This is a genomic window from Rhodococcus sp. DN22 (genome assembly GCF_036669995.1).
Taxonomy (GTDB): Bacteria; Actinomycetota; Actinomycetes; order Mycobacteriales; family Mycobacteriaceae; genus Rhodococcus_F; species Rhodococcus_F erythropolis.
In genome coordinates this window covers 34,337-47,688 of record NZ_CP133328.1, presented here as the reverse complement: position 1 = coordinate 47,688, position 13,352 = coordinate 34,337, and the positions used below count along the sequence as shown (strand labels likewise).

General features: G+C 65.3%; 11 protein-coding genes, 3 pseudogenes and 1 other annotated feature. Of the genes and pseudogenes, 8 read left to right on the top strand and 6 right to left on the bottom strand.

Translation table 11 applies throughout. The features are described 5' to 3' along the window. The first annotated feature begins 128 nt into the window (after positions 1-128). Positions 129-1,622, top strand: a complete 1,494-nt coding sequence (ltrA, locus tag RA302_RS31825) for a group II intron reverse transcriptase/maturase (protein WP_080656780.1) — start codon at positions 129-131, stop codon at positions 1,620-1,622. A 78-nt stretch (positions 1,623-1,700) separates the two neighbouring features. Then, a pseudogene (locus tag RA302_RS31820) lies at positions 1,701-2,148 on the top strand (transposase); the annotation flags it as partial. Between the two features lie 186 nt (positions 2,149-2,334). Here the strand turns inward: RA302_RS31820 and RA302_RS31815 are convergent. After that, the gene (locus RA302_RS31815) at positions 2,335-3,648 is read right to left on the bottom strand and encodes an IS256 family transposase (RefSeq protein ID WP_030538128.1); all 1,314 of its coding nucleotides are present in this window, start codon (positions 3,646-3,648) and stop codon (positions 2,335-2,337) included. A 39-nt stretch (positions 3,649-3,687) separates the two neighbouring features. After that, positions 3,688-4,973 (bottom strand): IS3 family transposase gene (locus RA302_RS31810; protein ID WP_225320459.1). Its coding sequence is split into 2 segments (ribosomal slippage): positions 3,688-4,670 and positions 4,670-4,973, totalling 1,287 coding nucleotides; the frame shifts between segments, so codons are not numbered across the junction. Further along, positions 4,540-4,674: a sequence feature (AL1L pseudoknot), on the bottom strand. (Overlaps the previous gene by 135 nt.) A 74-nt stretch (positions 4,974-5,047) precedes the next feature. Between RA302_RS31810 and RA302_RS31805 the strand changes: the two genes are divergently transcribed. From RA302_RS31805 to RA302_RS31790, 4 genes and pseudogenes are all read left to right on the top strand, one after another. Further along, positions 5,048-5,374 (top strand): hypothetical protein, encoded by a 327-nt coding sequence (locus RA302_RS31805; protein ID WP_021334594.1) that lies wholly within the window; start codon positions 5,048-5,050, stop codon positions 5,372-5,374. A gap of 116 nt (positions 5,375-5,490) precedes the next feature. Next, positions 5,491-5,997: pseudogene (locus RA302_RS31800) on the top strand (recombinase family protein). A 102-nt stretch (positions 5,998-6,099) separates the two neighbouring features. Continuing rightward, positions 6,100-7,413, top strand: coding sequence for an ISL3 family transposase (locus tag RA302_RS31795; protein WP_021334593.1), 1,314 nt, complete (start codon positions 6,100-6,102; stop codon positions 7,411-7,413). Positions 7,414-7,423: 10 nt separating this feature from the next. Then, positions 7,424-7,678, top strand: a pseudogene (locus tag RA302_RS31790) (transposase); the annotation flags it as partial. Between the two features lie 383 nt (positions 7,679-8,061). On the opposite strand, the gene RA302_RS31785 reads toward RA302_RS31790, so the two are convergent. Further along, entirely contained in the window at positions 8,062-9,207 is a 1,146-nt protein-coding gene (locus tag RA302_RS31785; RefSeq protein ID WP_021334591.1) for an acyl-CoA dehydrogenase family protein, read from the bottom strand. A gap of 149 nt (positions 9,208-9,356) precedes the next feature. Here RA302_RS31785 and RA302_RS31780 point away from each other — a divergent pair, with 149 nt between their 5' ends. Next, complete coding sequence (locus RA302_RS31780) at positions 9,357-10,034, top strand: TetR/AcrR family transcriptional regulator (protein ID WP_021334590.1); 678 nt, start codon at positions 9,357-9,359, stop codon at positions 10,032-10,034. Between the two features lie 5 nt (positions 10,035-10,039). Here the strand turns inward: RA302_RS31780 and RA302_RS31775 are convergent, their stop codons facing one another. Next, positions 10,040-10,564, bottom strand: coding sequence for a PaaI family thioesterase (locus RA302_RS31775; RefSeq protein ID WP_021334589.1), 525 nt, complete (start codon positions 10,562-10,564; stop codon positions 10,040-10,042). A gap of 147 nt (positions 10,565-10,711) precedes the next feature. Between RA302_RS31775 and RA302_RS31770 the strand changes: the two genes are divergently transcribed. Continuing rightward, positions 10,712-11,416, top strand: a complete 705-nt coding sequence (locus RA302_RS31770; RefSeq protein WP_225320458.1) for a lysophospholipid acyltransferase family protein — start codon at positions 10,712-10,714, stop codon at positions 11,414-11,416. 51 nt (positions 11,417-11,467) lie between these two features. Here the strand turns inward: RA302_RS31770 and RA302_RS31765 are convergent, their stop codons facing one another. Both RA302_RS31765 and RA302_RS31760 read right to left on the bottom strand, forming a co-directional pair. Continuing rightward, entirely contained in the window at positions 11,468-12,142 is a 675-nt protein-coding gene (locus RA302_RS31765; protein WP_011331521.1) for a transglutaminase-like domain-containing protein, read from the bottom strand. Further along, positions 12,139-13,221 (bottom strand): BtrH N-terminal domain-containing protein, encoded by a 1,083-nt coding sequence (locus tag RA302_RS31760; protein WP_030537992.1) that lies wholly within the window; start codon positions 13,219-13,221, stop codon positions 12,139-12,141. The genes RA302_RS31765 and RA302_RS31760 overlap by 4 nt, the downstream gene beginning before the upstream one ends. Positions 13,222-13,352: the final 131 nt, after the last annotated feature.

Genomic DNA, 13,352 nt, shown 5'->3' with positions numbered 1-13,352 from the left:
GCGGTCGGGTTGGGTCCGCTGTCGGCCGATCGGGCCGGGGCGGGGCGGAGTCGTCGTAGTAGTCGGAGGCCGGGAAAGCCGGTCACAGGGCGAAGGGCGGCAGCAAGTGAAGCAGAATGGGAGTTGTCATGCCGGAAGAGGCGCCGGTGAATATCGGTGCACTGCTGGAACGTCCGTACACGGTGCGTCAGCGGGTACTGGGGATTCAGACCAAACTGCACAGTTGGGCGGCGGCCGATCCTGGTCGTTGTTTCGATGATCTGTTCAATCTCGTGGTGGACCCAGGGTTCCTCGTCATGGCGTGGACGCGGGTCCGGGAGAACAAGGGCGCCAAGACGGCTGGGATCGACGGGGCCACCGCGTGGTCGGTCGAGAACAGCGAGCGCGGCGTGGCCGGTTTCCTGACCGAACTGCGGACCTCGTTGAAGGACCGCTCGTTTCGTCCGGTGCCGGTACGGACGGTGTCGATTCCCAAGGCGAACGGCAAACGTCGCCGCCTGGGCATCCCCACTCTTCGTGACCGCGTCGTGCAGGCGTCGTTGAAGCTGGTGTTGGAGCCGATTCTGGAGGCCGATTTCGACCCGTCCAGTTACGGGTTCCGCCCGGAACGTCGATGTCAGGACGCCATCGAGGAAATCCGGTTCTACGCCGCACGCGGCTACGAGCAGGTCTTCGAGGGCGATATCGCGGCATGTTTCGACGAAATTTCGCACCCGGCCCTGATGGACAGGTTGCGGCTTCGTGTGACTGACCGACGAATCCTGCTGTTGGTCAAGGCGTTTCTGAAAGCGGGGCTGTTGGACGAGCTGAACGAGGTCCGCGACACCACCACCGGCACTCCCCAGGGTGGGATTTTGTCCCCGCTGCTGGCCAACCTCGCTTTGTCGGTCCTCGATGAGCACTTCCGGGAAAGATGGCGGGCCATGGGCAACCAGACCCAACGCTGGCGTGCCACCCGCCGAGGCGCCGCGACCTACCGAACCGTCCGCTATGCAGACGATTTCGTGGTCATGGTGTTCGGCACCCGGCAGCAAGCCGAGGATCTCTACGGCGAGATCGAGACCGTGCTTGCGACGGTCGGGCTCCGTCTGGCGCCCGAAAAGACGCAAGTGGTCGGGATCGACGAGGGCTTCGATTTTCTCGGTTTCCGCATCCAGCGGCACCGACAGAAAGGAAGCGACCGGAAACTGATCTACACCTATCCGTCGAAGAAATCGATGAACACCATTCGGCGTAAGGTCACGACAGCGACCGGCAGACAGACCACCAGCTTGCCCGCGAAAGATATGTTCCGACTTCTGGGACAGATCACTCGCGGCTGGGCGTTCTATTTCCGGCACGGCGCGTCGGCCCATGCGTTCGGCCTGCTCAACCACCACCTGTGGTGGCGGGTCTGGCGTTGGCTACGCAAGAAACATCCGAACCGGAAGGCGTACTGGATCATTCGCCACTACTATGGCTCCGGCCGATGGTGGCCGGAAGCGGGTGGGATCACGTTATTTCAACCCGCGACGGTGACGATCAAACGCTACCGATACCGCGGGGCGCGTATCCCCAACCCGTGGCTGATCCACGCTCAGAAGACAGGACCGACAACCCTTGCGGAGAGCCCGGTGCGGTGAGAATCGCACGCCGGGTTCGGCGGGCGGCCCGAGGAAACGGACCGGGAGCAATCCCGATACCGCGCCTCGGGTCGACCCCACACGTTTCAGTTGTCGTCGCGGCAGCATTGGGCTGCGCTCAAACATGATCTCAAGTCGATCTTTCGCTGCCCCGACTGAGGCCGCCGCGAGTGCGGCGTTCGAGGATCTCGCTGACCGTTGGGGCAAGCAGTATCCGGCGATCATCCGATTGTGGAACAACGCCTGGCAGGAGTTCATCCCGTTCCTGGATTACGACACCGAGATACGGCGAGTGCTGTGCTCTACCAATGCGATTGAGTCTTTGAATGCCGGATGCCGGCGGGCTGTCAAGGCTCGTGGGCATTTTCCCACCGAGGCTGCTGCGCTCAAGTGCTTCGATCTGGTGACGCGGTCACTGGACCCGACAGGCAAGGGCCAGGCACGATGGATTACGAGGTGGAAGCCTGCTCTGAACGCGTTTGCGATCACGTTCGCCGATCGGTGGCCGGGATCGGAAACCTACTGATGGAAACCGGCCGAAACACCGTTAGCGAGATAGACCCCGGCATTGATCGCAGGTGCAGTCAACGACTGGTCTGTGGTGGTGATGGCTCTTGTCCTCGTGCCGTTCGTAGTCATCGTGCGGTGGCCGAATACGCCCTCCGGCGTTGTCTTCGGGGAGGAATCGTCAAATTCTGTGGATTAAGGTGTGTCAGGCGACCTCGGATACCGGCGTGTCCGGTGACGGTTCCGGGGTGATCTCGACGGGTCGTTCGAGGAGCTTGCCCTTGTGGAACAGCGCACCGGCCCGCACCAACGCCACCAGGTGCGGGGCGTTCACGGCCCGCCAGCGGGCCTGGGCGGCCTCGATCAGCTTGTAGGCCATCGCCATCCCCGCCGCCCGCGACCCCGGGCCCTTTGTCACCTTGGTTCTCAAACGCACTGTCGCAAAAGTCGATTCGATCGGATTTGTCGTGCGCAGATGCACCCAGTGCTCAGCCGGATACCGGAAGAACTCGAGCAGCACGTCGGCGTCGTCGGTGATCTTCGCGACCGCCTTCGGGTACTTCGCGCCGTAATCGATCTCGAATGCCTTGATCGCCACCTGCGCCTTGTCGATGTCCTCGGCGAGGTAGATCTCCTTCATCGCCGCCAACGCACCAGGATGAGCCGACTTCGGCAGCGCAGAAAGAACATTCGCCTGCTTGTGAAACCAGCAGCGCTGTTCCCGCGTTTCCGGGAACACCTCGCGCAGGGCCCGCCAGAACCCCAAGGCACCGTCACCGACCGCCAGCACCGGGGCCCGCATCCCACGCCGGCGGCAATCCCGCAGCAGGTCCGCCCAGGACTCGGTCGATTCCCGGTACCCGTCGGAGAGGGCGACGAGCTCCTTACGGCCGTCGGCGCGGACACCGATCATCACCAACAGGCAAAGTTTCTCCTGCTCGAGACGCACTTTCAGGTGAATACCATCGACCCAGAGATAGACGTAATCCGCCTCCGAGAGATCCCGGGCGGCGAAGGCTCTCGCCTCGTCCTGCCACTGCGTCGTGAGGCGGGTGATCGAACTGGCCGACAGGCCGGCACCGGTGCCGAGGAACTGTTCGAGGGCGGGACCGAAGTCGCTGGTCGAGAGCCCGTGCAGGTACAGCAGCGGCAGCACCTCGGACACCTGCGCGGATTTGCGGGCCCATGCCGGCAGGATCGTCGAGGAGAACCGCCTACGTTCACCGGTGTCGGGGTCGACGCGCTTGTCATTGACCCGCGGCGCCTTCACCGCCACCGCGCCGGCGGCGGTGACCACCTCGTGCTCGGCGTGGTAGCCATTGCGGACCACCAGCCGGTGACCGTTGTCGTCGATCTCACCGGCATGCCGGGCGATGTAGTCGGCGACCTCGGCCTGCAGGGCTGCGGCGAGCATCTGCCGGGCGCCGTCGCGGACGATCTCGTCGAGCAACGAGCGGCCCGCGCCGACTGCCTGGCCGGTCTCGTTGGAGTCGTCGTCGTAGTCCACTATCGTGAGCACGGGCGTACCTTCCCGCCAGCGTTGGCGCGCTGGACTTGATCAGAATCCTGTTCGTGTACAGATCATCATCCGGGAAGGTGCGTCCTCCCGGGATCCACAGGTTTCGATCATTCCTCGGTACTCTGCTGGTGGAAGATCGTCGCAGTAGCCGTGGAGGCGTTGGTGATTGTGCCAATACACCCAGGACAAGGTCGCGAGTTCGACATCGACGGTGGTCTTCCATGGTCCGCAATGTGCTGGTCCGTAGATCAGTTCAGCTTTGTAGTAGCCGTTGACGGTCTCGGCGAGAGCGTTGTCGTAGGAATCGCCGATGGTCCCGATCGATGGGGTCGCGCCGATCTCAGCGAGGCGTTCGCCGTAGCGCAGGGATGTGAATTGACTGCCCGCATCGCTGTGGCACCGCAGCCCGGTGAAGGTGGTTCCGCGTGACCATCGGGCCATTTCGATCGCATCAAGGACCATCTCGGTGCGCATATGTGGTGCGACGCGCCAGCCGACGATCATCCGACTGTAAGCGTCGGTGATGAAACAGACGTACGCGATCCCTGCCCAGGTCGCCACGTGTGTCAGGTCGGTAACCCACAGTTGGTTCGGCATAGTGGCGGTGAAATCTCGTCCGACCAGGTCCGGGTGTCGACCCATGCCGGCGGTGGGGCGGGTGGTCCGCACCCTCTTACCTCGGCAGACACCTTCGATGCCCTCGGCGCGCATCAGGCGGGCGACCTGATCACGGCCGACGTCGAGTCCGGCTCTGCGGGCGGCTTTCCACAGTTTCCGGATCCCGTAGACGCGGTAGTTGTCTTCCCACAACGTCCGAAGCGCCGGCCGCACCCGGGCATCCTTTACCGACCTCGTCGATGGTGATCGTGACCTGGCGGCGTAGTAACTGCTCGGAGCGATCTGCAGTGTCCTGCAGATGGGCTCGACCCCGAGTGGGCGTCCTGCGACGACATCGTCGCGGTTTGCGTCGATGAACGCGGTCACCTCTTGTGCTGGCGGTCGAGCTCCGCCCCGAAGAAAGACGCTGCACGCTTCAGTATTTCGTTGGCCCGCTTGAGCTCTCGATTCTCTTGCTCCAACTCCCGGATACGTTGAGCCTCCGACGTGCTCACCCCTGGCTTGGTGCCGTCGTCGATATCGGCCTGACGGACCCACGCCCGTACCGACTCGAGCCCGAACCCCAGTTGCGACGCAACCCGCGACGCCGCCCCGTGCTCGGTCCCCAACTCGGCCCGCAGTGCACGGACCATCCGCACCGCACCGGCCTTCTCCTCCGACGAATACCGACGCGTTGTCGGTCTTCCTGGCACACGTTCATTCGGCATGACTTCATCCTCGTTTCCAAGGCCAGAAGTCTCCACCGAACCCAGGGCGATTCACATGATGGAGGAATGAGGGGATGCGCCCGAACAGGTACCTCGACGATTATCTGCATGGGCTGGAGTTCCTGGGTGGGGTGTACCCCGATGATGCGGGGGCGATCGCCGAGCACGGCATAGTGGCCGCGCTCGACGATGATGACGCGTTCGTGTTCTTGCTTCGCTTGGTCGGTCCAGAAGCCCCGGCATTCGCGGATGAACTGTGGCAGTTGATCAGTGGTTTTCTGAACAGTCGCCGCGTCGAGGAGTTGTTCGGAGGCTCTGAGGATGCCGGGATGGCGGATCTCAACACAGTGAGAGGCCCGAGATACCTCCCGCCTCCTACTCGACCGAGGATCCCAAGGTGAGAGTGCCTGACGGCTACCACCGTGCCAAATAATTCAGGGAAGAACGTGCCAAATAATTCCGAGAGTCACAAGGCTACGCGAGGGTATCGACCGCCGACCAGAACCCGGAATTACAGCTGGACGCACTCAATGCGGCCGGCTGTTTTCGCGTCTGGACAGACAAGGCATCAGGCGCGAAGACGGATCGCCCTGAATTAGCGGCGTTGAATGGACGCCCTGCGCTCGGGAGACACGCTCGTCGTCTGGCGACTTGATCATCTCGGCCGCTCGCTGCCACACCTGATCGGGACCGTCGCAGAGCTGGAGGCCCGCGGAGTGGCGTTCAAATCCCTGACCGAAGCGATCGACACGACCACGCCGGGCGGCAAGCTGATCTTCCACATCTTCGGCGCCCTAGCGGAATTCGAGCGCAACCTCATCCGCGAACGCACCATCGCCGGGCTGTCGGCGGCTCGTGATCGCGGCCGGGTCGGTGGCCGACCGTCTTCGCTGACGGCCGCGAAAAAGCGGCAGGCGAAAAAGATGCGCGGCGAGGGCGTACCATGACCGAAATCGCAGAAGTGTTGAACATTGCTCGCAGCACCCCGTACCGAAACCGGCCCTTCCGGATCCGGAGTGCGTAGCTGGGGTTCGTCGGTGATGCGGTGAGGCACAAGATGTAGGGGTCCTGGGGCGTGTGAAGATGCAGGTTCTCTCGCCTCGCATCGAACACCCCAGGACCCGTTTTGAACGCTACCGCCAGCCTGCTTGCCGACACCATCTGCCGCACCGTCGAACTGGGGGTGACGATCACCGACGCGGCTGTGGCCGACGAGTTCACGCACCTGTTCTGCTCCCCGGCGACACTGGACCCGGTGTGCGCCGAGTGCGGGGCGGCGGGCCGGCTGCGGGACCACATCCAGCGGAGAGTCACCGATCTACCGATCGTGGGTCACCCCACCAGACTGCATGTGCGGGTACCGCGTTTCACCTGCGACAACACCGAGTGCGCCACGAGGATCTTCCAGCAGCGCATGCCGTCGTTGGCCGAGCCGAGAGCCAAGACCACACGCCGCTGTACCCGCTGGATTCTGCAGCGTCTGGCGATCGACCGCACCAGCGTCTCGGCGGTGGCCAAGGCCCTCGGGCTGGGCTGGGATCTGGTCAACGACCTTGCCGTCTCCGAGACCCGCACGATGGTCTACGGCCAGCCCGGACACTTCGACGGCGTGCGTGTCCTCGGGGTCGATGAGCACAAGTGGAAGCACGTCCGCGGTGACGGCTCCTCGTCGTTCGTCACCGTCTTGGTCGACCTGACCCCTGTAGTGGACGGCACCGGCCCGTCTCGGCTGCTGGATATGATCGCCGGCCGCTCGGCGAAGGTCTTCACCGAGTGGCTCGACGCCCGTGACCAGGACTTCCGGGATCGGGTCAAGGTGGTGACGATGGACGGATTCTCCGGCTACCACTCCGCCGCAGCCAAGGCAGTTCCCGCTGCCCGGACGGTGATGAATCCGTTCCACGTCGTGCACCTCGCCGCGGACAAGCTCACCGTCTGCCGCCAGCGCATCCAGCAGGCCACCACCGGGCACCGGGGCCGCGGCGGCGATCCGCTGTATGGGATCCGCCGGACACTCAACACCCGGGCCGAGCTGCTCACCGACAAGCAGAAAGTCCGCCTGTTCACAGCGTTCACCGCCCATGATGCGCACGCGGCGGTGGAGGTCACCTACGGCGTCTACCAGCGACTCATCACCGCCTACGAGGCCTCGGGCAAGCGGGAGGGCAAGATCGCGATGTACAAGCTCCTGCGCTCGATCCGAACCGGGGTGCCCAAGGAATTGCCCGAGCTCGCCCAGCTGGGCCGGTCGCTGTGGAAGCGCCACCGGGAGATCCTCGCCTACTTCGACATCGGCGCCTCCAACGGCCCCGTCGAGGCCATCAACGGCCGCCTCGAACACCTCCGCGGAATCGCCCTGGGCTTCCGGAACCTCAAGCACTACATCTTGCGGTCACTTATCCACTCCGGACAGCTCCAGAACCGGATCAACGCACTCTAAATCCGGAAGGGCCCGTAAAGCTGCCGAGAAGACCCTCGCGACCTTGCCGTCGTGCCCGATTCCCGAGATCGCCCGACTGGGACGAACGCTCCGCAAGTGGAAGGACTCCTTCCTCGCGTACTGGACCACCGACCGCTCCAACAACGGCGGAACCGAAGCGATCAACGGCCTCATCGAACTCCACCGGTGCCTGGCCCGCGGCTACCGCAACCGCGACAACTACCGCCTCCGCATGCTCCTCATCGCCGGGGGACTACGGGCCTGACCCCACACTCAGATGCGAAGAGCCTGTTTGCTTGGTCGCTTTCACACCTCACACGGAGGTCTCCCTCATGTCAGCCCGCCATGCCGACCGGTGACACAACGTCCGCGGTCAGTACACCTAGGGGTCAATTTTCACCCGCGGTTGACAGAAGCATGACGTGGGGGTGTCCGCGGCGAGCCGGACCCTGTCGGTGAGGGCGGCGCGCTGGTCACGGACCTCTTGCCCTGGGGCGCGTTGACGTGTCGGCAACGTCTAACATCCTCAGCGGCCGCGTCTTGTGCCCCCGCTCGATCCCCGAGGCTGCGACGGGAGTCGACGCGCCGATGCTCGACGCCCGTCGCGGGAACCCGCCCCGAGCCCGGAATGTTCGGTGGCGGAGGGGCTCACAAGGAGCGGCTGATTATCTCCTTCATGATCTCCGAGCTCCCCGCGTAGATCTGGGAGACGCGCAGGTCGGCCCAGGCGCGGGCGATGGGGTACTCGTTCATGTAGCCATATCCGCCGTGCAGCTGGAGGCACGCATCGGCGACTCGCTGGGCCCGCTCGGAGCACCACAACTTCGCCATGGCTGCGGTGGGGATGTCCAGTTCCCCATCGAGGTGCAGTTCGATGCACTCATCGACGAAGGCACGCGCGACCCGCGCCTCGGTGGCAACCTCAGCCATCTTGAACTTGGTGTTCTGGAACCCCCAGATCGGGCGTCCGAACGCGCTGCGGTCGCGCACGTAGCGCAGTGTCTCGGTCAGACACAACTCCATGGCCGCTACGTTCGACACGGCGACGAGCAGTCGCTCCTGGGGAAGCTGCTCCATCAGCTGGATGAAGCCCTGTCCTTCGGTGTGACCGAGCAGGCTGGTGGCGGGGACGCGGACGTTGTCGAAGAAGAGTTCGGAGGTGTCCTGTCCCTTCATGCCGATCTTGTCGAGGACCCGCCCCCTCGAGAATCCCTCAGCCGCGGTGGGCACCAGCATCAGCGAGATCCCGGCCGCTTTGTCGTCGGGATCGGTCTTGGCGACGGTGAGGACGAGATCGGCCTGAGAACCGTTGGTGATGAAGGTCTTCGAGCCGCTGACGACGTACTCCTCGCCTTGCCGGATCGCTTTGGTCTTGATGTTCTGCAGGTCCGAACCGGTACCAGGCTCGGTCATCGCGATCGCTCCGACGACCTCGCCGGACGCCATCTTCGGCAACCACTGCTGCTTCTGGTCCTCGGTGCCGTAGGCGAGCAGGTAGTGCGCGACGATGCCGTTGTGTAGGGAGGCGCCCCACGAGCTGTCACCGACTCGCGCCTGCTCCTCGATGAGGATGGCTTCGTGAGCGAAGGTCCCGCCGCCGCCGCCGTACTCCTCGGGGATGGAGAGGCACAGCAGACCCACCGCTCCGGCGCGGTTCCACAGGTCCCGGTCGACGTGCTTGTCGGCGATGAAGGTCTCGATGTGCGGCCTGATTTCCTTCTCGCAGAAAGTGCGGGCCAGGTCACGCAGGTCGTTGAGGTCGTCGTCCATCCACGGGGAACGGCGAGCGGTCATGGGAGCCTCCGGATCATTGGGTACAGGGTGTACCCCCATCAGACCACGGCCGCCGTCCTGGGTACAAGGTGTCCCACGTCGGCGTCGGGCGCTGCTCGGCGTGTGCGGCACCGAGCTGAGTCGTCGCGCCGCGCCTGTAGGCTGCGCGGGTGGTGGAAGTGAGACGATGGGCTGACTCGACCGTCCGACGGCGGTCGTCGCGTGACGAGCTGGCTCGTAACGAGAAGCGCGAGCGCGTGGTCCAGGCTGCGAAGCAGGTCATCGACGAGTCCGGGATCGACGTCGGCACCGCTCTCATCGCGGAGCGGGCTGGCATTCCCAGGCCGCACGTCTACCGCAACTTCACCAGCCGAGACGACCTGGACGACCAGGTGGCCAGGAGAGCAGCGCAGGACCTGATCGCGCGGGTGCGCCCGCACCTGACCCGACGAGGCACACCTCAGCAGGTCGTCGAGGGGTTGGTGCGCGCCTGCGCCACCTGGGCCGAGGAGCATCCGCATCTCTACCGCTTCCTGGCAGCCCGTGGGCAGAGTCGGACCCTGCATCGTGCCCGGATGGGGCGGTCGCGCCTCCTCGACGAGATCGCTGCGGCTGCCCGCGGGTACACCAAATCGGGTGTGGCGAGCTTTCCGGAAGGCATCCTGGTCGGGGTGATGGGGATGGTGGATGCCACCGTCATCTGGTGGCTCGACCAGCGAGACGAGTCCCTGGACGTCATGGTCGGACGGCTCGCTGGTCACGTCACCCTCGTGCTCCGGGATGCGCTGGCCGGCCACGGGATCCCGCTCGACCCTGCGGTCGAGCTGGAGCCGTTCGTAGCGGAATGAGGATGTCAGGGACCGGTCGTGGCCGTGCCCTGCTCGAAGTGCTTGAGGTCGACGACGATGAACGTTGCGTGCGCGGTGGCGACCTTGTCGCCGACTTGGTCGACCGCCTCGGCGTCCACGTGCAGTCGTCGTCCCGCATGGTCGCGGACGCGGGCGGTGAACTCGTAGTCGGTCCCCAGTAGGACCGGCCGGAGGTACTCGACGGTCAGTGACCGGGTCACGGCGAGCTCTCCGACGCGGTAGAGGAGGAAGCCGAAAAGGTCGTCGAACGCCGCGGCCACAAGACCGCCGTGGGTGATCCCTGGCGCACCCTCCTGGCGGTGGTCGAAGCGGTGCACACAATACACACCGTCCTCGGTGGCGTCGACCTGCAGAGCGAGCCCGGCGGGGTTCTCCGTGCCGCATCCCGCGCAGGTGGGGGAGTGTGAGGGAAGGCGGCCGGATTCGGATGGCTGTGGTCGCGACATGGCACTGATCCACGCTTCCAGCGTCGTCGGCGCAACGGGACCGTGCTCGTGGTGGCTGCTCATGATTCGCGGTTCGGCTGCGCGGTCAAAGTGGCGGGAAGGTCGCTCATGATCGGCTCCTCGAGGGTCACGACGGACAGGCGGACGGTGAAATGGAGTCTAGTTTGTCTCCATCCAGACGTTTACCCGGCATCTGTCTACACTCGTCGGGTGATCCGAGAGGTGCTCAGGACCGATCGACGGCTTGGTGCCGAACCCAGGGGCTTCGCGTGGTGGCTCTCGCTCCTGGTGTGCAAGCCGTTCCTGCTCGTGCTGCGTCGCCCGGATTGGCGTGGTGTCGAGCACGTCCCAAGGTCCGGCGGAGCGGTGCTCGCCGCGAACCACGTGTCGCACATCGACCCCCTGCTTGTCGCGGAGATGATCCTCGCCCAGCGACGGGTGCCCCGTTTCCTGGCCAAGGACAGCCTCTTCGCGGTCCCGGTCGTGGGGTGGTGGTTCCGCTCCGCGGGTCACGTCGAGGTCGACCGGTCGGCTGGAAAGGCTGGCTATCGCAGGGCCGTGGAAGCCGTGGCGCGAGGTCAACTGGTCCTGGTCTACCCGGAGGGCTCCATCACCAAGCGAGAGGACGGACTGCCCATAGCGATGAAGTCCGGCGCCGTCCGCATCGCCTTGGCGGCGTCTGTTCCCCTTCTCCCGGTGGCGCAGTGGGGGGCGCAGGAGATTCTCCTTCCCTACAGTGGGCGTCTTCGCCTGGGCTGGCGTCGACCGGTGAGTCTCGTCGTCGGGCCCCCGGTCCCCTTCGAAGACCTCCACGACCTGGGGGAGACCTGGGCTGTGAAGGAAGGGTGTCGGCGGTTGGAGGCCGCCATCACCGCGATGGTCGATCAGCTGGCAGGGGTCCCGGCGGATCGGTGAACCGTGCCCGTGGCGGCATCGATCGAACGGCGTGGTCGCCGATGCCGACTCTCACGGTTCGAAGGCGGGATCCTGGCGGACCGGTCCTGAGGTGCCGCTCTGCGTCAGGCCGGGCCCGTAGGTCTCGTGCAGGGTCCGCATGATGTCGTCGTACGGGAGGTCGAGGTAGGTCCCTCTCTCTCGTACGTATTCCATGTGTCGACGACCGGCGCCGTCTGCGGCGTGGAGCAGCGCGTCTTGGGTCCCGTCGAAGTCCAGCGGGGGAACGCCGAACCGCTCACACAGCTCGGTGTTGAAGGCCGGCGAGCCCTTGTGCCAGTGACCGTTGACGTGGACGGCGGTCCACCCGTGATAGACGAAGAGATCGGTGCCCATCACCGACAGCAGTTGTTCGCTATTCAGATGGTTGCGCACGTCGGAGAAACCCAGCACGGCCGGAATCCCGACCGCGCGCAAACTGGCGGTGAGCAGCACCGCCTTCGGCACGCACCAAGTGGGGCCGCCGTTCAAGATAGAGCTGGCCTTGTAGTGGTCGCGATCGGGCGTGACACCGTACGGGTTGTAGCGAAGGCGGTCGCGGACCTCCGCGAAGATCCGCCGGACACGCTCGTGTGGGTCGTCCGCTCCCTCCACCACCGATGAGGCGAACCGACGGATTGCCGGGTGGTCGCTATCGACGAAGTAGCCGGACGCCACCGCATCGCTCGGCTCGTGCTGGCCGCTCACCAGACGACCGCCCGAGTGTTCGTGGCAGCCCCGGCGGCCTCGAGCGCGCGCACGAGCTCCCGCTCCAACTTTGGGAGTGTGGCGGCGACCCGGGCTGCTTCCCGGGCACGCTCGCGGGCCGGGGCCCCGTTGCTGCGCGCCAGGGAGGCGACCTGCGACCAGGTCGCGGCGCAGCGACGGGCACTGTCGGACACTGCGGCGGCCGCAGAGTCGTCGGTCAACCGGGCAATGTCGTGCGCGCCGCTGGCCAGCAGCTTGCGGAAGAGTCCGCCGCCGGTACCTGCCTTCTCGACGAACGCGCGCAGGCCGAGGAGGAGCAGGTGCAGCACGTCGTCGGGGAATACTTCGGGCCATCGCGGGAGGTCGTCGGCGAACAGGTCGACGGCGGCGAGTCCGGTGGCTCCGACCGCCGTGTCGCTGCCAGAGACGATCGACGGTCCGTCCGAGGCGGTCATGGCAGCGGCCGCCTGGGCGAACGCGGCACGACTGGCGACCGTCAGGTCAGGGAGCTTCTGGGGCCACTCGATGTCGAAGAAGGTGTGACGCGTCGGGACCGGGAAGCCCTGCGAGGACCGCGCCTTGGCCAGCGCGTCGTAGGGCACCATCTGCACGTCCTCGCGGTCGTTGTCGACGACGTGCGCGATCTGATGCTCGTCGTCGTACCCGATGACCACGATGTCGTGCCTGCTCATCTGGAGCTGGACCCGCAGGTATGGCAGCTCTGCAATGTCCGCCCACACGAGGGCTGGGCGGCCACGCTGGATGGAGTCACGCACCCAAGCCCATCCCTCGCTCGGGTCGTCGGTGGCGTGCACCGAGACCGCTGCCCCCAGGCGCATCGGCAGGTCTGTCTCCAGGTCGCCTCCGCGGCCTACGAGGTAGATCGGGGGCATGAGCTCGGTGTCCCGGACGTAAGCGAGGTCCAGGGAGCCGCTCAGTGCGAAGACGAGTCCTTCGTCAGGAGGGCCGTTCCACCCAAGTCCGGCCCATTCCAGCAGGTCCCGCATTGCGCCGGAGCCGCAGTGACCGCCCAGGCGGTGGGGGTAGGGACTGACGACGCGTTGCTGAGAGCTAGCCATGTACTTCATCCTAGCCTCGGTGTTTCATGGGGATCTTCGGTTTTCTGGGCCGAAATAGACCGAAGTGCTTCCTGAGCAGGGGAAACTGGGAGTTGTCTAAAGCTCCAGGTTCTCAAGCAGAAAGCACTCGG